The 18857-nt window shown below is 73.8% G+C and carries 25 protein-coding genes; 7 read left to right on the forward strand and 18 right to left on the reverse strand.

Annotated features, from left to right (window positions below):
* Window positions 1-3: 3 nt before the first annotated feature.
* Window positions 4-2931, forward strand: coding sequence for an alpha/beta hydrolase (locus E1212_RS13560; RefSeq protein WP_131983266.1), 2928 nt, complete (start codon window positions 4-6; stop codon window positions 2929-2931).
* Window positions 2932-2961: 30 nt separating this feature from the next.
* On the opposite strand, the gene E1212_RS29450 is transcribed toward E1212_RS13560, so the two are convergent.
* From E1212_RS29450 to E1212_RS13570, 3 genes are all read right to left on the reverse strand, one after another.
* Window positions 2962-3138, reverse strand: coding sequence for a hypothetical protein (locus E1212_RS29450; RefSeq protein ID WP_162605459.1), 177 nt, complete (start codon window positions 3136-3138; stop codon window positions 2962-2964).
* A 121-nt stretch (window positions 3139-3259) separates the two neighbouring features.
* Window positions 3260-3730, reverse strand: coding sequence for an SRPBCC family protein (locus E1212_RS13565; RefSeq protein ID WP_131983268.1), 471 nt, complete (start codon window positions 3728-3730; stop codon window positions 3260-3262).
* Window positions 3727-4074: an ArsR/SmtB family transcription factor gene (locus E1212_RS13570; protein ID WP_131983270.1), complete on the reverse strand. Its 348-nt coding sequence runs from the start codon at window positions 4072-4074 to the stop codon at window positions 3727-3729. The genes E1212_RS13565 and E1212_RS13570 overlap by 4 nt, the downstream gene beginning before the upstream one ends.
* A gap of 92 nt (window positions 4075-4166) precedes the next feature.
* Here E1212_RS13570 and E1212_RS13575 point away from each other — a divergent pair, with 92 nt between their 5' ends.
* On the forward strand, window positions 4167-4610 hold the full coding sequence (locus tag E1212_RS13575; protein ID WP_131983272.1) for a CBS domain-containing protein: 444 nt from the start codon (window positions 4167-4169) through the stop codon (window positions 4608-4610).
* A 25-nt stretch (window positions 4611-4635) separates the two neighbouring features.
* Here E1212_RS13575 and E1212_RS13580 read toward each other — a convergent pair whose 3' ends face one another.
* The 7 genes from E1212_RS13580 to E1212_RS13610 form a co-directional block, all read right to left on the reverse strand.
* Window positions 4636-5082 (reverse strand): methylglyoxal synthase, encoded by a 447-nt coding sequence (locus tag E1212_RS13580; RefSeq protein ID WP_131983274.1) that lies wholly within the window; start codon window positions 5080-5082, stop codon window positions 4636-4638.
* Between the two features lie 134 nt (window positions 5083-5216).
* On the reverse strand, window positions 5217-5777 hold the full coding sequence (locus E1212_RS13585; RefSeq protein ID WP_131983276.1) for a DUF937 domain-containing protein: 561 nt from the start codon (window positions 5775-5777) through the stop codon (window positions 5217-5219).
* A gap of 303 nt (window positions 5778-6080) precedes the next feature.
* Window positions 6081-6335 carry a hypothetical protein gene (locus E1212_RS13590; protein WP_131983278.1) on the reverse strand — a complete coding sequence of 85 codons (255 nt, stop codon included), beginning with the start codon at window positions 6333-6335 and terminating at the stop codon, window positions 6081-6083.
* A gap of 167 nt (window positions 6336-6502) precedes the next feature.
* On the reverse strand, window positions 6503-6886 hold the full coding sequence (locus tag E1212_RS13595; RefSeq protein ID WP_131983280.1) for a DUF1761 family protein: 384 nt from the start codon (window positions 6884-6886) through the stop codon (window positions 6503-6505).
* Window positions 6879-7559 carry a hypothetical protein gene (locus tag E1212_RS13600; RefSeq protein WP_131983282.1) on the reverse strand — a complete coding sequence of 227 codons (681 nt, stop codon included), beginning with the start codon at window positions 7557-7559 and terminating at the stop codon, window positions 6879-6881. Before E1212_RS13600 ends, E1212_RS13595 begins: the two co-directional genes overlap by 8 nt.
* 200 nt (window positions 7560-7759) lie before the next feature.
* Window positions 7760-8650, reverse strand: coding sequence for an aminoglycoside phosphotransferase family protein (locus tag E1212_RS13605; RefSeq protein WP_131983284.1), 891 nt, complete (start codon window positions 8648-8650; stop codon window positions 7760-7762).
* 53 nt (window positions 8651-8703) lie between these two features.
* Window positions 8704-9525, reverse strand: coding sequence for an LLM class flavin-dependent oxidoreductase (locus E1212_RS13610; RefSeq protein ID WP_131983286.1), 822 nt, complete (start codon window positions 9523-9525; stop codon window positions 8704-8706).
* 51 nt (window positions 9526-9576) lie between these two features.
* Between E1212_RS13610 and E1212_RS13615 the strand changes: the two genes are divergently transcribed.
* The gene (locus tag E1212_RS13615) at window positions 9577-10239 is read left to right on the forward strand and encodes a class I SAM-dependent methyltransferase (protein WP_131983288.1); all 663 of its coding nucleotides are present in this window, start codon (window positions 9577-9579) and stop codon (window positions 10237-10239) included.
* 4 nt (window positions 10240-10243) lie between these two features.
* On the opposite strand, the gene E1212_RS13620 is transcribed toward E1212_RS13615, so the two are convergent.
* Both E1212_RS13620 and E1212_RS13625 read right to left on the reverse strand, forming a co-directional pair.
* Window positions 10244-10453 carry a CDGSH iron-sulfur domain-containing protein gene (locus tag E1212_RS13620; RefSeq protein ID WP_131983290.1) on the reverse strand — a complete coding sequence of 70 codons (210 nt, stop codon included), beginning with the start codon at window positions 10451-10453 and terminating at the stop codon, window positions 10244-10246.
* Window positions 10450-11418, reverse strand: a complete 969-nt coding sequence (locus tag E1212_RS13625; RefSeq protein ID WP_131983292.1) for an iron-containing redox enzyme family protein — start codon at window positions 11416-11418, stop codon at window positions 10450-10452. Before E1212_RS13625 ends, E1212_RS13620 begins: the two co-directional genes overlap by 4 nt.
* Before the next feature lie 244 nt (window positions 11419-11662).
* On the opposite strand from E1212_RS13625, the gene E1212_RS30770 reads away from it, so the two are divergent.
* Entirely contained in the window at window positions 11663-12001 is a 339-nt protein-coding gene (locus E1212_RS30770) for a helix-turn-helix domain-containing protein (protein ID WP_275296169.1), read from the forward strand.
* A gap of 64 nt (window positions 12002-12065) precedes the next feature.
* On the opposite strand, the gene E1212_RS13635 is transcribed toward E1212_RS30770, so the two are convergent.
* The 4 genes from E1212_RS13635 to E1212_RS13650 form a co-directional block, all read right to left on the reverse strand.
* The gene (locus tag E1212_RS13635; protein ID WP_131983294.1) at window positions 12066-12683 is read right to left on the reverse strand and encodes a ClpP family protease; all 618 of its coding nucleotides are present in this window, start codon (window positions 12681-12683) and stop codon (window positions 12066-12068) included.
* Window positions 12680-13336 carry a ClpP family protease gene (locus E1212_RS13640; RefSeq protein ID WP_131983296.1) on the reverse strand — a complete coding sequence of 219 codons (657 nt, stop codon included), beginning with the start codon at window positions 13334-13336 and terminating at the stop codon, window positions 12680-12682. Before E1212_RS13640 ends, E1212_RS13635 begins: the two co-directional genes overlap by 4 nt.
* Before the next feature lie 55 nt (window positions 13337-13391).
* The gene (locus E1212_RS13645; protein ID WP_131983298.1) at window positions 13392-13991 is read right to left on the reverse strand and encodes a dihydrofolate reductase family protein; all 600 of its coding nucleotides are present in this window, start codon (window positions 13989-13991) and stop codon (window positions 13392-13394) included.
* Between the two features lie 117 nt (window positions 13992-14108).
* Window positions 14109-14582: a hypothetical protein gene (locus tag E1212_RS13650; RefSeq protein WP_131983300.1), complete on the reverse strand. Its 474-nt coding sequence runs from the start codon at window positions 14580-14582 to the stop codon at window positions 14109-14111.
* 101 nt (window positions 14583-14683) lie between these two features.
* On the opposite strand from E1212_RS13650, the gene E1212_RS13655 reads away from it, so the two are divergent.
* Window positions 14684-15649: a hypothetical protein gene (locus E1212_RS13655; RefSeq protein ID WP_131983302.1), complete on the forward strand. Its 966-nt coding sequence runs from the start codon at window positions 14684-14686 to the stop codon at window positions 15647-15649.
* Here the strand turns inward: E1212_RS13655 and E1212_RS13660 are convergent, their stop codons facing one another.
* Window positions 15650-16477: an EamA family transporter gene (locus E1212_RS13660; RefSeq protein ID WP_131983304.1), complete on the reverse strand. Its 828-nt coding sequence runs from the start codon at window positions 16475-16477 to the stop codon at window positions 15650-15652. It abuts the gene before it with no gap.
* A 69-nt stretch (window positions 16478-16546) separates the two neighbouring features.
* On the opposite strand from E1212_RS13660, the gene E1212_RS13665 reads away from it, so the two are divergent.
* Window positions 16547-17131, forward strand: coding sequence for a CGNR zinc finger domain-containing protein (locus tag E1212_RS13665; protein WP_131983306.1), 585 nt, complete (start codon window positions 16547-16549; stop codon window positions 17129-17131).
* A gap of 85 nt (window positions 17132-17216) precedes the next feature.
* Complete coding sequence (locus tag E1212_RS13670; RefSeq protein ID WP_131983308.1) at window positions 17217-17978, forward strand: SDR family NAD(P)-dependent oxidoreductase; 762 nt, start codon at window positions 17217-17219, stop codon at window positions 17976-17978.
* Between the two features lie 126 nt (window positions 17979-18104).
* On the opposite strand, the gene E1212_RS13675 is transcribed toward E1212_RS13670, so the two are convergent.
* Entirely contained in the window at window positions 18105-18764 is a 660-nt protein-coding gene (locus E1212_RS13675) for a response regulator (RefSeq protein ID WP_131983310.1), read from the reverse strand.
* Between the last annotated feature and the right edge of the window lie 93 nt (window positions 18765-18857).

The following is an 18857-nucleotide window of genomic DNA, read 5'->3' on the forward strand; positions in this document are numbered from 1 at the left end:
TCTGTGGGCACGTCCGCTCGCCGGGGCATCGTCCCGGCCGCGACAGCCGTGCTGTCGTCCGCGCTGCTCGCCGCGCTGATCGTTCCGTCTCCCGCCGGTGCGGCACCGGCGCCGCCCGAGGAGCCCGCCACCGAGGTCGCAGCCGGCCCGAACTGGTCCGTCGAGCGCGCGCCCGGCGGCTACCAGGTCACCGTCGAGCTCGACCGGCCGCTGCCGATCCGCGGCGACGCCCCGACGATCGTCGTCGACGGCGAGCCGATCGGCCTGGCCACCGAGTCCGGCGACGGCCGGTCGCTGACGGTCGTCACGGCCGACCCCGCGGTCGCCGCGGCTGACACCGTCGTTCCCGGATGGTCGAGCGAGGCTCCGGCGGCGACTCCGCCCGCCGCCACTGCCGGGGTCGCCGCGGTGCCTGACGCGGCCATCGCCGAGATCGCCGCCGACCCGCTCGTGCCGGGCTCCTACGACTGGACCGAGTCGATCTACGCGTTCGGCGACCAGGCCGTCCCGCTGGCCGCGATCGGCGGCATCCGCGGCGAGCTCGAGGGCAAGCTCTACCTGCCCACGACCGGCGGCGCCCGGCCGACGGTGATCCTGCTGCACGGCCGGCACGGCTCCTGCTACGGCGCGGGCGAGGCGAACCCGAACCGGTGGCCGTGCGCGCCGTCGCCGGACGCCGACCCGGCCCGGCTCTCGATCCCGAGTTACCTGGGCTACGACGGCACCGCGCGCGCCCTGGCCAGCCACGGCTACGCCGTCGTGTCGATCTCGGCCAACGCCGTCAACGCGAACGACAACCAGCTCGCCGCCGACCAAGGCGCCCAGGCCCGCGGCCGGCTCCTTCTCGACACCCTGACCATGCTGGACGACGCCACGAACGGCCGCCGGGTCGCCTACCACGACGCCTGGACCGACCGTGAGGTCACCCTGAACCAGGCCCTCGCGGCAGGGTCCGCAGCCCTCGCCGCGCGGGCCGACGCCTTCCCCGGCGGTGTCGACGCGCTCGACACCGTGCGGGCCGCCGACCTGCGCGGCCGCTTCGACCTGCGTCACATCGGCATGATGGGCCACTCGCGCGGCGGCGAGGGCGTGACGTCGGCGACGGTGCTCAACCAGGCGCTGGAGCGGCCGTGGGCGATCGAGTCGATCCTGCCCCTCGCACCGGTGGACTTCGGCCGCATGACCGTGCCGGACGTCCCGATGAACGTGATCCTGCCCTACTGCGACGGAGACGTGTCCAACCAGCAGGGCCAACACATGCTCGACGACTCCCGCTACGCCTTCGACGACGACGTGCTGCGCAGCGGCGTCTGGGTCATGGGCGCCAACCACAACTTCTTCAACACCGTCTGGACGCCGGGACTGTTCTCCTTCAGCGTCAGCGACGACTGGGGGAGCGCGGCCCGGCGGGTCGAGCCCACCTGCGGCACCGATCCGTCCGTGGCGGCGACCTCGATCCGGCTGACGCCGGCCGAGCAGTACGACGTCGGCACCGCCTACATGTCGGCCTGGTTCCGGCTGACGCTGGGCGGCGAGGAGGAGTTCCTGCCGCTGTTCGACGGATCGGGCGCGGTGCCGTCGTCGCTCGGCGGTGCCGACGTGCGCAGCGTGTCGACGGCGCCGGCCGGGTCGCGCTCGACGCTGGCGTCGTTCGAGTCGCCGTCGCCGGCCGTGACGACGGTGGGCGCGGCGTCGGCCGTCGTGTGTGCCAGCCTCAGCGGCCGGACGGTGCCGCAGGCGCTGCCACCGTGCGCGTCGGTGCCGAGCGCCGTGGCGCCGCACTGGACCCCGGCGTCGAACGGCGGCAACGTGCCGGCGACGCCGCTGACGCGGCTGACCTGGACCGCGCCGGGTGACGGGCTCGCGGTGTCGGTGCCGGCCGGGCAGCGCGACGCGAGCGGGTTCGACCGGCTCTCGGTGAAACTGGCCGCCGACGAGACCGTGGATGTGGCGACCGACCTGGTGCTGTCGGTGACCGACGGTGCGGGCGTCGTGTGGTCGGCGCCGATCTCGGAGCTGAACCCGTACGCGCTGGTCCGGCTGCCCACGTCCGACTCTGACGCCGCCGCGAGCACGCTGAAGAAGATCGTGCTGCAGCAGGCCGACGTGCCGGTGACAGCGCTGGCGGCGGCCGGCCTGGACGTCACCGACGTGGCGTCGGTGCGGCTGGTGGGAGCGGGCGGTTCGGGCGCGGCGTACGTGTCCGACCTGGCGTTCGAGTCGTCGGCCGTCGGGACGGCGCGGGCGCGCACCTGGCGGACGATCGACGTCTTCGCACCCAACACCGACGAGGGCGACGGTCCGGGCGCCACGGACGTCGCGGTGTACCTCGACCGGCCGTCGACGACGCCGGTGACCGGCTACGTGTCCGTGCTCGGGTCGGCGACCAGCCGGTTCGGCGCGACGATGCAGGCGGTGACCTTCGCGCCGGGCGAGACCTGCAAGGTCGTCTCCGCCGGCCGGCAGGGCGACGACGCGGCGAGCGCCAGCGCCGGGACGCAGGTCAAGGCCAGCGTGATCAACACCTCCGGCGCGGTGATGGGCAGCCGGTCCATCGGCTTCACCTGGTTGCGCGAGGACGACGGCGTGCTGGAGGAGGCGGTGGAACTGCCGTCGTACGGGACGCCCGGATCGGCCTGCACGGAGCTGGCCCGCGTGCAGGCGGGCGTGCGGATCGGCGCCCGCGGCGCGGTCCGGCCGGGCTCCGCCGCGGCCGTGACGGCGGCCGGCTTCCGGCCGGGTGAGACGGTGACCGTCACCGTCGGCGACCTGCCGCCGGTCGACGTCGTGGCCGACGCGAGCGGCGCCGTCGCTCACACCGTCGCTGTCCCCGCCGTCGTCGGCGGCCGCTTCCTCGTGCTCACCGGAGTCGGTGCCGGCACCGGCCTGACCGCGACCGGCCAGCTGGTGGTGACGTCACCGGGACGGTAACCCTCGTGCAGCGCGGCCGTGGCGGGTGGTTCAGCGGCGCCAGAGCGCCACTGAACCACCCGCCGCCGGCTCGAGGCGCCGGTCGACCCGGCGCTGAGCTCCCGGAGGGACGGGCAGCCGCGGCGTCACCTCGCGCCACTGGGCGAGGTCGCGCACATCCAGGATGTTCTCGGTGCCGGAGGTACAGACCAGGAGATCTTCGATCACGGACACCGACGCCGGCGCGTTGCTGGCGCGCCGGCAGACCGCTGAGCCCTCGGTCGTCGTGGTGCGTGAGCTCCTGTCGTCACCGGGTCGCCGAACAGGGCCGACTACGAGGTGCGGCGGCTCAGACCGTCAGGCGGGCGATCGTCTCGCGCATCCCCGGCTCGACGCCGAGGTCCAGCCAGGCCTGGACCTCGGCGTCGGTCAGGTGGCCGGGGAAGCCGAAGTGGACGGTCATCTCGGTGCCGCCGTCGACGGGCTCGAGGGTGACGGTGACGACGGGGTTGTCGTCGGGCCGGGCGGGGTCGAGGTCGGGCCAGCCGCCGGCGGCGCCCCAGGTGAACACCAGCCGCTCCGGCGGGACGATCTCGCGGTAGACGCCGCCGGTGGTGTAGCGGCGGCCGGGGCTCTCGACCATGTCGATGCGCCAGGCGCCGCCCACCTGCAGGTCGACCGTCGTCCGGTGCCGGTGGGCGGGCACGCCGGTGTCGCCGAACCACTGCAGCTGGTCGGGGTCGGTCCACGCGCGGTAGACCAGCTCGCGTGGGGCGGCGAAGCGGCGGACGATGACGAAACCGCGGGTCAGGGTGCTCATCGGGACTCCTCGTCGGTGCTGTCGGTCATCAGTGAGCGCAGGTGCTGCTCGAGCCGGTCGAACCGGTCCTCGAAGAACTGCCGGTAGGGCGCCATCCAGGCGTCGACGTCGCGCAGGGGAGCGGTCTCGAGCCGGCACGGCCGCCACTGCGCCTCGCGGCCCTTGACCACGAGCCCGGCCCGCTCCAGCACCTTCAGGTGCCGCGACACCGCGGGCAGGCTCATCGCATGCGGCGCGGCCAGCTCCTTCACCGTCGCCTCGCCACGGGTGAGCTGGGCGAGGATCGATCGCCGGGTGGGGTCGGCGAGGGCCGCGAAGGTGAGGCTGAGATCGTCGTCGATCATGTAATTACCTCACTTGTTAATTAACGATCTGGCTAACTACATCATCGCGGCCCGACGGTGTCAACCCCGGCGGTCGCGGGTAAGGGCGGGCGATGACGACGACGCGATCCATCGGTGACGTGATGACGCCGCACGTGGTGACCCTGCCGCCCGACGCGACCGTGCGCGAGGCGGCGGTGCGGATGCGCGAGTACGACATCGGCGACGTCGTCGTGGTCGACGGCGGCGGCGACGGCGGCGGCGGCGTGCGCGGAGTGCTGACCGACCGCGACATCGTCGTCCGGGTGGTCGCCGCGGACCGCGACCCCGACGACGCGACCGTCGGCGAGGCCTGCACCGGCGACGTCGTCACCGTCCGCCCCGACACCAGCGTCGACGAGGCGGTCGGGAAGCTGCGCGAGGCGGCCGTGCGCCGCATGCCCGTGGTCGACGAGGGGGGCCGGCCGGTCGGCATGATCTCGATCGGCGACCTCGCCATCACCGACGACTCCCGCTCGGCACTCGCCGACATCAGCGCGGCGCCGCCGAACAGCTGACGGCGCGGCGCGTGCGGCCGGCCCGTCAGCCGGCGGCGGCGCGCTGCCAGTCGCGATCGCCGAAGTCGGGCCGGATCCGCTGGTAGAAGCCGGCGAGCAGCGGCGAGGAGATCATCAGGTCGGCGCTCGTCACGTTGCAGGCGACGCCGATGTTCCAGACGGCGGCCAGGCGCAGCAGTGCGCGGACGTCGGGGTCGTGCGGCTGCGGTTCGAGCGGGTCCCAGAAGAAGATCAGCAGGTCGATGACGCCTTCGGCGATCTTCGCGCCGATCTGCTGGTCGCCGCCGACCGGGCCGGACAGGAACCGGATCACCGGCAGGCCGAGCTCGTACTCGACCATGGTGCCGGTGGTGCCGGTCGCATAGAGCTGGTGCCGGGCCAGGGTGTCGCGGTTGAAGGCGGCCCAGCCGAGCAGCTCGGCCTTCTTGTTGTCGTGCGCCACGAGGGCGATGTGCCGGCGTGCGAGAGTCACCCCGCCAGCGTGCGCCGGCCCGATGTCGGCGCCGTCACCGCGACGTGTGCTCGGCGCAACATCGCCCTCACCTGGTGGGGATCGGTGTCGCCCGGGCGGCACCGATCCCTCCGCCGTTCAGCCGGAGCGGTGGGTCAGCGCTTGCCGCCGCCGAGGAGGCCGCCGAGCAGGTCGCCGAGCCCGCCCAGGCCGCCGGAGCCCTGGCCCCCGCCACTGCCGCCGCCGAGGAGCCCGCCGAGGATGTCGGCCAGCCCGCCGCCGGACTGCGCCTGCTGCGACGGCGCCGCCTTGTCGCCGCCCTTGAGCTGCCCGGCGAGGTAGGACAGGACGATGGGCGCGAGCATGGGCAGCAGCTTGCTGACGAGGCCCGACCCGCCGCCCTCGCTGTTGAACCCGGCGAGCTGGTTGACCACCTGGTCGCGGTTGTTGCCGAACACGTTGCTGACGATCTTGTCGCCGTCGTCGGTGTCGACGTCGTCGAGGTTCACGCCGCCCTTGACGAGATCGTCGTCGTGGTCGTCGAGCGCGCCGGCCAGCGACCGCGCACCGTCCGGATCCTGCGCGTTGGCCTGCATGCCGCCGATGAGTGCCGGCAGCGCCTGCCGGGTCGCCTGCTCGGCGGTCTTCTCGTCGACTCCGAGGGAGGCCGCGATCTGGTCGATCGGAAGCCGGGACAGCAGGTCGTCGATGTCCATGGGTGATGCCTCTCGGTCCGAAGTCCGGCGGCGCGGCTGCTGCTACGTCGCGAATCTGGATCGAAGTATGCCGTCGCTCGCCCCACGCTGCGACCGGTTCGGGCAGGGCGACCTCAGCGTCGCCGGGCCGACTTCGCCGGGCGTGCGCGAAGGCCTCGCCGACGGCGCGGCCGATCGTCACCGGATCACGGGACTCCGACCGAAGTCGATCGTGGAGCCATGGCGGCGGCGTCAGGCTCGGCTGGGTGCTGCTCGCCCGCGACCTGTCGCACGTCGAGACGACGACCCGACCGGCTGAACGGGTCAGGCCATCGTGGGATGGGCGGCGTTGTCGCTGACGGTCCCGACACCGCTCTCCTGGGCACAGTGGGCACAGCAGAAGATCCGGTCACCGGCCTGGACGCCGTGACCGATCACCTTGCACCCGCAGTGGGCGCACTCGGGAGCGACGCGGTGGATGGCGCACTCGAAGCTGTCGAAGTGGTACTCCTGGCCGCCGGCGGTGCGCAGAGTGAAGGCGTCCTGGTACTCGTTGCCGCAGACGTCGCAGCGATTCATGGTCTCTCCTCGATCGATGCGGTCGGATGCCCGGCCCGTACCCGTACCGGCCGGAGTCATGACCGCAGCTGGACGCCTTCCGCGGCGAGGGCACCGGCGACGAGCAGACCCGCGCTCGTCGCCGGTGCCGGCGCCGGCGAGCTCACCGGCGAGACGGAGACCGAGCCTCAGCCGAGCAGCCCGGCCACCAGCCCGATCGCCACCAGCTTCAGCAGCCAGTCGCCGCCGTGGACGAGCGCCGTCCGCGGCGGCACGCCCTCGTGGAAGATCGCGCCGGTCCACAGCACCAGCGGGAGACCGACCCACAGCACCAGGCCGAGCAGCAGCCCGCCGCCGGCCGAGGACACGTCCGCCGCGGCGGCCACCGCGACGACCACCGCGGCGAGGACGAGGTTGCGGGCCAGCTCGACGATCGGCAGCAGCCACACGGGCCGCGCCGGGGCCTCGCCGCGGTCACCACCGGGGACGCCGACCACCCCGTAGTACACGAACCCGATGAGGAACGCCGCGACGGCGCCGACGGCGACGGCCGGCCACGAGACGTCAGGCATCGGAACCGCCCTCCAGCCGCGCCTTGAGCACGTCGAGCCGCTCGCGCCAGAACGCCTTCATCGCCGTCGCCGCGTCGACGTCGGCCAGGCGGACGTGCGACAGGGTGACCGTCGCCCGGTCCGCGCCCTTGGCGTCGAACGTCAGGTGGACGCGGCTCGCGCCGCCGTTGAAGTCGAACCGCGCCGACTTCGCCCGGGTCGCCGTCCGCTCGACGAGCTTCCCGTCCGGCAGCCACCCAACCCGCTCCGACTCGTCGACGACGGCGTCGAAGAGCCGCTCGACGCTCACCGCGACGGTCCGCGAGACTCCGACGGTGAAGCCGTCGTCCTTCTCGCCGACGGCGCGGCCGAGGCGCGCCCGCTCGTACGACCCGACGACGGCCTGTGCGTCCCACGCCAGCGGCACGACGCCGAGCTGGTCGGCGACCCAGCGCGCGTTCTCGCGGTGCGACTTGTCGGCCCCGCCCCACTCGTCGAGGAGGTCGAACCACTCCTCCCAGCCGCGGCCGGTGCGCTCGCGGATGGTGTCGTCGGAGGTCGCGAGGATGGGCGACGTCGCCCCGGCCGGAACGTCCTGCGCGGCGAGCAGCACGGCGCGTGCGGCGGTGTAGCTCTCGCCGGTCTTGGCCATGCGGGTACGGACGAGGTGCTTGAAGGATCGATGCCTGGTCATGTGGTGTTCCTCTCGTCGGCGGCGCGACGCGACTCACGCTCACGACGTCCGCCGGAAAGGACACACCGAACCGGCATCCCGAGGGCTCGGGCCCCCTTTGCCCCCGCTGACGCCGGTGGCGTGAGCACCGGAACCGAGGGTTGGGCGCGGGACGGCGCCACGAGGGCAAAATACCACCGCGGCGCGCGGCGCACGAGTGGTCAGGCCGTGGTCGCATCGATCAGCGACCGGGCGAGCACCGCGAACCGCGGATTCGTCTCGCGGTAGTACGGCAGCCCGGTCAGGCCTTTGAGCAGCGCGTAGCCGCGTCCGCGCGCCCAGGCGGCGTCGTCGGCCCCCAGCTCGGCGCGGAAGGCGCGACGTGCGGCGCCGGTGAACAGGCTCCACGCGGGCAGCAGGTCGAAGGCGCCGTCGCCCGCCCCCGCCGAGCCGAAGTCGAGGACGGCGGTCAGCCCACCGTCGCGGACGAGCAGGTTGACGTGCAGCAGGTCGCCGTGCACCCACACCTGCTCGCCGTCCCACGTGTCGGCGGCCAGCGCGTCGGTCCAGACGGCGGTGGCCGCGACGGGGTCGACGGTGCCGGCGAGCGCCGCGATCGCCCGCCGCGCCGTCTCGTCGTCGTCGGTGAGCGTGTGGTACCCCTTGCCGTGCGGGGCGCCGACGGGGTCGAGGTCGCGCAGGGCGCGGACGAACCCGGCCAGCCGGGCGGCCGCGCCAGGGTCGTCGAGAGCGCCCGGCCGCGGCGTGGCGCCGTCGAGCCAGCGATAGACCGCCCACCGCATCGGATACCCCTCGCCCGGCTCGCCGGCCGCGACCGGCTCCGGGATCGCCAGCGGCAGCCGGTCCGCCCCCGCACCGCCGAGCCGGGGCAGCCACTCGAGCTCGCGCTCGAGGTCGCCGGCCCACCCAGGCACCAGCGGCAGGCGTACCGAGAGCTCGTCGCCGAGCCGGTAGATCGCGTTCACCGTCCCGGCCGAGCGCACCGGCCGCAAGGGCAGCCCGGCCCAGCGGGGGAACTGCGCGGCCAGCAGCCGGCGCACGAGCGCCACGTCGATCTCGAGCTGGCCGTCGTGCATCCGCGGCGTCGTCATCGCGGGCATCCCATCTCGCGCAGCGGGTGCGGGCGCACCGGTCGGCGACGGCGTCAGCCCGCGGCCGGGCCGTCGTGGATCACGCCGCGGACCTGGTCGACGGTGACGACGCCGGGCTCGAACTCGGGCAGCCACCAGGTCGCGCCGGCGGCGACGTAGGGCGCCGGATCGGTGCCCAGCTCGAGCCCGACGGCGACGTCGAACGGCCCGTCCGAGCCAGCTTCGGCCCGCAGCCCCTGAATGGTGGCGAGCGACTCGGCGAGCTGGTCCGCGTGGTCGAGGTTCACCGGGAAGAACCCGTCGTGCCGGGCGGCCCGGCGCATCGGCGCGACCTTGCCGGGCATGCCCGCGATCCACACCGGGACGCCGCCGGGCCGCGCGGGCGCCGGCAGGAAACTGATGCCGTCGACCACGTAGTGCTCGCCGCGGTGCTCGACCGTCTCGCCGGTCCAGGCGGCGGCGAGGACGGCCAGCCCCTCGTCGAGCATGCGGGCGCGGACGCGGTCGTCGAGCTCCTCACCGGTGCGGGAGAACTCCTCGGCGAACCGGTCGCTGCCGAGGCCGGCACCGAAGATCAGCCGGCCGCCGGACAGCAGGTCCAGCGTCGCCGTCTCGCGGGCCAGCTTCGCCGGCCGGCGGCGGGGGATCGGGGTGACCATCGGGCCCAGCGCCAGCCGCTCGGTCACCGTCGCGACCGCGGCCAGGGTGATCCACGGATCGGCGACCGCGCGCACCGGCGCGCGCCAGCGCAGCTGGTCCCAGACGAACAGGCCGTGCCAGCCGGCCTCCTCGGCCTCGGCGGCCAGCCGCGCCACGGCGGCGGGGTCGGCGAGCTCGTCGAAGAGCGGCAGCCAGATCGCGGAGCGCAGCGTCATCGGATCACCGTACCCGCACATGTGTGCGGCAACGATGGGTAGAGCGGGGACGTGACCACGGATCTCTCGCCCCGGACGGCCGTCTTCGGCCGGCTCCGGATCGACTACGACCCCCGCGTCCTGCGACCGCGCGCCTGGACGGCAGCGCAGTCGGTCTGGGCGGCCGAGCTGTTGCACGACGCGCCGCCGGGGCCGGTGCTGGAGCTGTGCGCGGGCGCCGGTCAGATCGGGCTGCTGGCGATCGCGCTCGCCGGCTGCGGACGCGACCTCGTCCTCGTCGACCGCGACGACGCCGCCTGCGGGTTCGCCCGGGTCAACGCGGAGCGGGCGCGGCCGGCCGGCGCCGTCGACGTCCGGTTCTCACCGCTGGAGACCGCGCTGGCCCCGCACGAGCGGTTCGCGCTGGTCATCGCCGACCCGCCCTGGGTCCCGACGGCGTCGATCGGGCGGTTCCCGGAGGACCCGGCGACCGCGATCGACGGCGGGCCCGACGGCCTGCAGGTCGCGTGGTCCTGCATCGACGTCATCGCCCGGCACCTGCTGCCGGGCGGGTCGGCCGTCGTGCAGCTGGGCACGCCGGCGCAACTGGACCGCGTGGCGCAGCGGCTGGCGCGGCCGGCGCGCGGGGCCGGTGATCCGGCCGCGGCGCTGCGTGTGGTCGCGCAGCGCTCCTACGGCGACCGCGGCGTGCTGGCGCTGCTGCGGCACGCCTGACCGGTCACGGCTTCTGCTTGTCCGGGAGCACCTTGTGGGTGCCGTCGCACCAGGGCTGGTCGGCGGACTTGCCGCACCGGCAGACCGCGCTGACCGGACGCGTGGTCCGATGCATCCGGCCGTCGGCGTCGGCGACGAGGTGCTCGCCGCGCAGCAGCAGCGGCCCGCCGGGGCAGATGACGACGTCGGGATGGTCGAACCGCTCGGCGGTCACTCCGCACCCCACTCGGCCAGCATGCGGCGGGCGAACCGGTCCTCGAGGCCGAGGCAGGTCAGCGCGCCGAACGCGACCTCCGCGGCCTGGGCCGGCTCCTCCTCGACCAGGGCTGCGCAGATGGTCCGGACGGCGAGCTGTTCGTGGACGGCGTCGGCCTCGACGTGCTCGTCGTAGTAGGCGATCATCTCGGCCGGCAGCCCGAGCCGGTCCAGCCCCTGCGCCATTCGCCGCGACGGCATCGAGCTCGTGGCCTCGAACGCCGCCAGGTGGCCGAGCGCCGCACCGCGCAGCCGCCGGTGCAGCCCGAACAGTGACATCGCGTTGTTCTGCACGAGGACCTCGACGGGGACGTCGTCGACGTACGCGCCGTAGTCCGAGCGCAGCCCGGCCGCGTCGAGCCCGCGGACGAACAGGTGCGAGTGCAGCCGGTTCGGGTCGCCGCAGCCGTACTCGTCGTACTGCAGCTCCATGAGCGCCGCCTTGGGCCCGGTGGTGAGCCGCGGCACCACCCACGCCGTCGGGTCGGCCTCCTTGAGGTGGTAGATGGTGCGGTAGCGCAGCAGCTCCATGGTCTGCTCGACGGTCGCCTCGCGCTGCACGAACGAGGCGAGCGAGACGCCGTCGACCCCCTCGATCAGCGCGAACAGCGCGTCGCCGAAGGGCTCGTCGAGCTCCGGTGGTGAGAACCATTCGCGCAGCTCGCGCTCGAATCCCTGCTCCAGCGAGCGGCGCAGCGCCAGCAGCTCGGGGTGCCACTCCAGCGCCTCGTCGACGTCGTCGAAGCCCCGGTAGGCGAGCTCGTACATGGTCCACAGCGCAAGGTGCCGGTCGGCGTCGTCCGTGGCCTCGGCGGTGTGCGCCCGCGACCACGCCGCCGCCGCGTCCGTCGTCCCGGTCGTCTCGGCCTGCATCGCAGCCGTCAGCGCCTCGCTGAGCTCGCCCCGTGCCTTCGGTACCCGCATCCGTCCCCCTCGTTCCGTCCGTCCGGCTCTCCTGCAATACCCAGTCGAGTGGGCGGGATGCGCGCCGGACGCCCGCCGGGGGTTCGCCGGCGGCGAACCGGCCTCCCGGAACCGGGACCGGCGCCGCTAGCGTGGGCCCATGAGCGGCCCTGAGGAACGCGAAGAGGTGACGGCCGACCGGGAGGTCACGCGAAGCGGGGATGTTCAACGGTCGACCCCGCTGCTACGCACGATGCTCGGCGACGTGTTGCGACGTACCCGGCAGGAGCAGGGCCGCACGCTGGCCGACGTCGCCGACGACGCGAAGGTCTCCATGCCGTACCTGTCCGAGGTCGAGCGCGGCCGCAAGGAGGCCTCGTCCGAGGTGCTCGCCGCGGTCTGCGACGCGCTCGGGCTGGAGCTGTCGGACCTGCTGGGCGAGGTCCGCCGCGACCTGGTCGAGCACCGTGCGACGGTCATCCGCCTCGACACCGTCCGAGCCCTGCGCCGGCGCGAGCCGCTCCCGGTCGTCGCCCCCCGCAAGGTGCCGGGCCGCCGTCCGTCCTCCGGCCGCAACGGCGACGTCCTCCTGCTCGCGGCGTGACGACGCGCCCGGCTGCTCCGGCAGCCGGGCGCGTAGCGGCGGGCCGGGGCGCGCCTGGTGAACGTCAGCCGTAGACGGCGCCGGAGGGGATGGCCTTCCGGCTGGCGATGATCTGGTCGGCGAGGCCGTAGTCGACGGCCTCCTGGGCGGAGAACGTCTTGTGGCGGTCGGTGTCGGCACGGATCTTGTCGACCGAGTGGCCGGTGTGCCGGCTGAGGACCTCGTCCATCTCGGCCCGCATCTTCGCCACCTCCTTGGCCTGGACGGCGAGGTCGGGCAGCGTGCCGCGGGCCTGGCTGGACGGCTGGTGCAGCATGACCTTCGCGTGCGGCAGGACGAACCGCCGTCCCGGCGCGCCGGCGGCCAGCAGCACGGCCGCCGTCTCGCCGGCCTGGCCCATGCAGGTGGTCGACACCGGCGGCGTCACGTACTGCATGGTGTCGTAGATGGCGGTGAGCGCGCTGTACGTGCCGCCGGGGGAGTTGATGTAAAGGCCGATCTCGAGGTCGGCACTGGCCGACTCGAGATGCAGCAGCTGCGCCATCACGACGTTCGCGACGCCGTCGTCGATGGGGGTGCCGATGAAGACGATGCGCTCGTTGAGCAGCCGCGAGTAGATGTCGAAGGCGCGCTCGCCCGACGGCGTCTTCTCGATGACCGTGGGGATCGTGTACTGGCTCACGCGCCCACCCCCACCATCGGGCGGCCCGACTTCGGCCGGACGTCGTTCATGTGCTCGACGATGTGGTCGATGAAGCCGTAGGCCAGCGCCTCGTCGGCGGTGTACCAGCGGTCGCGCGCGCTGTCGAGCTCGATCCGCTCGGGGGACTGGCCGGTGTGCTCCGCCGTCAGCTTCGTCATCAGCGCCGACGTGCGGGCCAATTGCTCGGAGTAGATCTCGATGTCGGCCGCCGTCCCGCCGAACCCGGCCGAGCCCTGGTGCATCAGCACCTGCGCGTGCGGCAGGCTGAACCGCTTCCCGGGCGTGCCGGCGGTGAGCAGGAACTGGCCCATGCTCGCCGCCAGCCCCATGGCGAGCGTGCTGACGTCGTTGGGGATGAGCCGCATGGTGTCGTAGATCGCGAGGCCGGCGCTGACCGAGCCGCCGGGCGAGTTGATGTAGAGGCTGATGTCGCTGCGCGGGTCCTCGGCGGACAGCAGCAGCAGCTGCGCGCAGAGCCGGTTCGCGACCTGGTCGTCGACCTCGGTGCCCAGGACGATGATGCGCTGGTGGAGGAGCCGGGTGGCCAGCTGGTCGTCGAGCGTCCCGGCGATTGGTCCCGCATTCGTCACGGTGTTCTCCCTGCTGTTCAGAGGTGTTCTGAGACCGATCATTCGTCGCGCGGGAGAACGACTCCAAGACAATCTGCTGGCAGCAGAGGGCGGCGGGTCAGCGGCGGCGGTCGTAGGTGAGGTAGATCGCGCCGGACTCCGAGGTCGACAGGTCGGCCAGCGACCACGAGGTCACCGGGATGCCGTCCTCGAACAGCCGGGCGCCGCCGCCGACCAGCTCGGGGCAGAGGTTGAGCGTGAGCCGGTCGATCTCGTCGGCCTCGAGCAGCGTGCGGATGAGGCTCACGCTGTTCTGCACCACGATGTCGCCGCCCGGCTCCTCACGAAGCCGCTTCGCGACGGAGACGGGATCGCCGTCGGCGAGGCGGGCGTTCTGCCACGGTGTCTCGGTGAGCGTCCTCGAGAAGACGACCTTCTCGACCTCGTTCAGCCAGGCCGCGTAGGCGCGATCGCGCGGGTCGAACTGCTCGTTGTCGACGACGGTCGGCCAGAAGCCGCCGAAGCCCTCGTAGTTCTTGCGGCCCAGCAGCAGCGTGGTGGCGGTGCTCGTCTGGCGGCTCATGTGCTCGCGGGCGGCGTCGGTCATCGCGTGCGGGCCGACCCAGCTCATGTCGGCCTCGCCGCCCGGGCCGTAGTAGCGGCCGTCGAGCGAGAGGGAGAGGTTGGCGACGACCTTGCGGGTGCTGTTCTCGGTCATGATCAGGTGTCCTTCGGGTGTCCGTGGCGCCCGGGACGGCGCCGACGGACCGATCATGTCCCCGTTCGTGGCCGCGAACATCTGCCAGCTGGCCGATGTGCGCGGTCGCGGTGGCCGTCAGCAGACCACGCAGTCGAGAAGCTGCAGGGTGCTGCCGTAGACCGAGAGGACGAGGCCGGGCCGGCCGCCGTTGTGGATCGTGCTCGCCGCCAGTTCGGCGTCGACGCCCGCCGAGTGCCGGGTGAGGTAGGACCGGTGCAGGTAGACGGCGAAACCGTCGCCCCGATCCCAGTAGGTCACGCAGTCGGACCACGTGTACTCGCCCGAGTCGAGACGGATCTCGCGCCGCTGGTTGCCGCCGTGGGTGTTGGCGCTCTGCCAGAGGTAGTCGCCCGCCCTCAGCTCGATGGCCCGGACCTTGCAGGACATCGCCCCCGGCGGGGCCGGGAAGCGCAGCAGCAGTTGACGGGTGTTGTAGGCCACCTCGCCGGGCCGGGACTCGGTGGGCAGTGCGCCTGCCGTCGCCGCCGTCGACGGGACCAGGGCCGCCACCGTCAGGACGACGGCGGTGAGCAGGGATCGCAGGCGCATGGCGAGCACGTTAGACAGCGCGCCTTTCACGACGCCTTCACGTCCGCTTCACCGCGGAACGTCGTTGCGTTCGGCCGCCGAGGCGCGGAGGATCGGTACGCATGAACGGCGACCCCGGGCTTTCGACGGCGATCGAGATCGCCTGCGACGAGTCCGGGTCCGAGGGCGAGCGGCTGGCCGGCGGCAACACCGACGTGTTCGGCTACGGCAGCGTGCTCATCGACGGCGACGCCGCGGCCGCCTGCGTGGCCGAGCTGCGGCTGCGCATCCGCTCGCCCGCCCTGGAGTACAAGGCCAACCACCTGCTGCGGCGCAAGCACCGCGCGGCACTGGCCTGGTTCCTCGGCACCGACGGCCCGGTGGCGGGGCGGGCCTGCGTGTACCTCATCGACAAGCCGTTCCTGCTGGTCACGCGGGTGGTGTCGGAGATCTCCGGCGGGACGGCGGCAGACGCGGCCGCGCTGTACCGCGCCGGGCCGGGGGCCTTCGGGGCGCACCGCTGGACGGCGTTCCTGACGGCGTCGAACGACCTGCTGCGGGCCGGTGGCCGGTGGCCTGCGCCGGACGACGCCGCGGCGGCGTTCGCCCGTGCCGTCTCCGGGCTCGCGCCGTCGCGCAGCGGGACCGCGGCGGACGCCGTCGTCGATGAACTGCGCAGGGGCCGGGACCGAGCCGTCGAGGTGCGCGACGAGCTCGACCGCGCGCCGGGCGGCGTCGCGTCGCTGGACCCGCTCGTGCCGTCGTTCGCGCGCACGGTCGAGCACTGGAGCGGCGGCGGCCGACTGGTCCGCGTGCTCCACGACGAGCAGCGGATGCTGACGCCGGAGCGGCTCGCGGCGCTCGGCACGCTGAAGGGGCGGCTGGCCGGTGTGCGCTTCGCCGACTCGATCGTCGAGCCGCGCGTGCAGGTCGCCGACTTCCTCGTCGGCGTCGCCCGGCGGATCGCCGAGGACGCGCTCGCCGGCGACCTCGACCCCGAGCTGGCCGTGCTGCTGCGCCCGTACGTCGACCCCGGATCGGTCTGGGCCGACGAGGCGAGCGGGGCCGCGCTCGGTGCCCTGCCCTGATCACGGGCTCAGGAGGACCGCGGCGATCACCAGCGCGACGCCGACGCCCTCGGTCACGGTGGGGATCTGCGTGAGCACCACCACGCCGATGACGGTCGCCGTCGCCGGGAGCAGCGCGACCATCAGCGCGTACGTGCCACGAGAGAGGCGGCGCATCGCCAGCTGGTCGAAGACGTAGGGGATCACCGACGACGTCACGCCCACGCCGGCGGCGGCTCCCAGGAGTACGGGGTCGGTGACGGCGGGGAGGGCGTCGGCGACGCCGATCGGCGCGGCCAGCACCGCGGCGATCAGCATGGCCATCGCCAGCCCGTCGATGCCGGCCAGCCGCTCCTGCCGCGACACCCGGTGCGCGACGACGATGTAGCCGGTGAAGAGCACCATGTTGGCGATCGCGAAGGCGAATCCGGCCGGCGATCCGGACGCGCTGACCTCGGCCAGCGCCGCCACCCCGGCGACGGCGAGCACGAGCGCCAGCACGGCGCGGTGGCTCCGGGCGGCCACCGCCGCCAGCGCGATGGGGCCGGCGAACTCGATGGCGGCGACGGTGCCGAGCGCCAGCTCGTCGATGGCGAGGTAGAAGCAGGCGTTCATCAGCGCGAGCACCGCACCCCAGGCGAGGACGGTGGCTCGTTCCGTCCGTGGCGCTCCGGCCCAGGCCCGCCAGGGCCGCCGCCAGAGGGCGAAGATCAGCCCGGCCGAGACGATCCGCAACCAGGCGACGCCCAGCGGCTCGACCCGGGCGAACAGGAGCACGGCGAACGCCGGGCCCAGGTAGTGGAAGATCGCTGAGCCGATGAAGTAGAGCTCCGGGCGGACCCGTGGCATGCGGCCACCTCACCACGGGTCCTGCTAACGTGTCAATGTAGTTTAGACCGTTAGGTATGGAGGTAGGCCGTGGCGGAGGCGGTCGCGCTCGATCCGGGCGCGTACGGCGGGACGTACAAGCTCGTCGGCGGCGCGCCCGCGCTCGACTTCGCCAACCTCGTCAGTTACCGGGGCACGTCCCGCGAGCACGACTGGCTGCTGCCGCCGTCGAACCTCGCGGCGTGGGTGGCAGCGGTGGGTCTCGAGGTCGATCTCGAGGCCGTCGACGACGTCGCGGGGTTGCGCGAGGTGCTCGCCCGGGTGTTCCTGGCGGTCGCGGACGCGACGACACCGGCGGCCGCCGACGTCGCGCGGATCGGGGCGCTGGCGGGTTCCGCCGGGGCCGGGCGCCGCCTGGTGTTCGAGCCCGGCGAGCCGGCCGCCCGCTGGGCCGGCCCGGTTCGGTCGCTGCCGGTGGCGCTCGCCCGGGACGCGGCGGAGCTGCTCACCTCGGCGCAGACCCTCCGCCGCGTCACCGCCTGCGACGAGTGCCGCTGGGTCTTCCTCGACACCACCCGCAACCACAGCCGGCGCTGGTGCGACCCCGCCGACTGCGGCAACCGCTCGCGCCAGCGCCGCCACTACCAACGGCGCCGGACCGCCCTTCCCACGTGATGGCCGGCCGGCTCGCGACGGGCGGCGGCGGACGGGGGCGGGCTCGGCCGGGACGTTGTCGGAGGCGGCGGCTAGCGTCGCCGGTATGGATCTTCGTGACCGGGTGGCCGTCGTCACCGGCGGCGCGGCCGGAGCCGGCCGGGTCGTCGGGTCGGCGCTGGCCGCTCGCGGGGCCGTCGTGCTGGTGGCCGACGCCGACGGTGAGCGCTGCGCGGAGGCCGTGGCGGCGATCCAGCGCGACGGCGGACGGGCGGACCCGGTCGTCGTCGACGTGTGCGCCGACGACGCCGCGGAGGTGCTGGTCGCGGCGGCGTCGCGGCTCGGCCCGCTCGGCGTGCTGGTGAACAACGCCGGGGGCTGGGGCAGCGCCGCGCGGCGGTTCCCCGACGCGGTGCCCGGCGAGTGGGGCCGGGTGCTCGACCTCAACCTGCGCGCGCCCATGCTCCTCACCCAGGCCGTGCTGGCGCCGTTGCGGGCGGCCGGCGGGGGTGCGGTGGTCAACGTGGCGTCGGGCGCGGGGCTGGACCTGTCGCCGTACGGGTCGCCGGAGTACGGGGCCGCCAAGGCCGGGCTCATCCGCTTCACCGCCGCGGTCGCCGGGCTGCGCGACAGCCACGGCGTCCGGGTCACCTGCGTCGTCCCGGGTTGGATCGGCCTCGGCCGCGCCCACGCACAGCTCGCCGCCATGCCGCCCGAGGAACGTGCCCAGGTGCCGCCGTTCGTCCCGCCTGAACTCGTCGCCGACTCCGTCGTCGCCCTGGCCGAGGACGTCGACCTGGCCGGCCGCGTCCTCGTGCTGCGCGGCGGCCGGCCGCCGGAACTGCTCGACCCGGCGCCGTTCGAGTAGTCGCCCGGTCCGGTATGCGGCCGCGGTGTGCCGGCGTGATTCTCGCGCGCGTCGGGAGGGAGTTGTCCTCGCTCCGGCAGGGTGAAGTCCCTCCCGACGGCATCGATGGCGGTGACCGTCGTGGCGTCAGGTGTCGCCGTCGGCCGTGACGAGCCCGCTCGCCCAGGCCCAGCCGGCGACGGCGACCCGGTTGCGCACGCCGAGCTTCTGCTGGATGTTCGCGAGGTGGTTCTTCGCCGTGCCGGCGCTGATGAACAGCTCGGCGCCGATCTCGGCGTTGCTGAGCCCGCGGGCCACGAGACGCGCGATGTCGCGTTCGCGGTCGGTCAGGGCGTCGCCGGTGGCGGTCGCCGGGGCGGGTCGGCGCAGGTGCCTGAGCAGTCGCACGGTCACCTGCGGGCTGATCAGCGTGTCACCGGCCATGGCCGCGCGGACCGCCTCGACCAGCAGCGCGGGCCCGGAGCGCTTGAGCAGGAACCCGCACGCGCCGCCGACCAGCGCCGCGTCCACGTAGGTGTCGAGGTCGAACGTCGTCACCACGACGACGCGCAGCGGATCCGGGTTCGCCGGACCCGCCAGCCGCCGGGTCAGCTCGAGCCCGTCCATGCCAGGCATCCTGATGTCGGCCAGCACGACGTCCGGGCGCAGCTCCCGGGCCAGCCGCAGCGCCTGGTCGCCGTCGGCGGCCTCGGCGATGACATGCATGTCCGGCTGCGCGTCGATGACCATCCGGAACGCACTACGGATCGCCTCCTGATCGTCGGCGATGAGCACGCGCGTACTCACGACCCACCCCGTGCCGCCGACGGACCGTCCAGCGGCAGCCGCACGTCCAGCCGCCAGCGGCCGCTCTCGGGACCGGCTCGCAGACTCCCGCCC

This window comes from Jiangella ureilytica, from assembly GCF_004348545.1.
Classification (GTDB): domain Bacteria; phylum Actinomycetota; class Actinomycetes; order Jiangellales; family Jiangellaceae; genus Jiangella; species Jiangella ureilytica.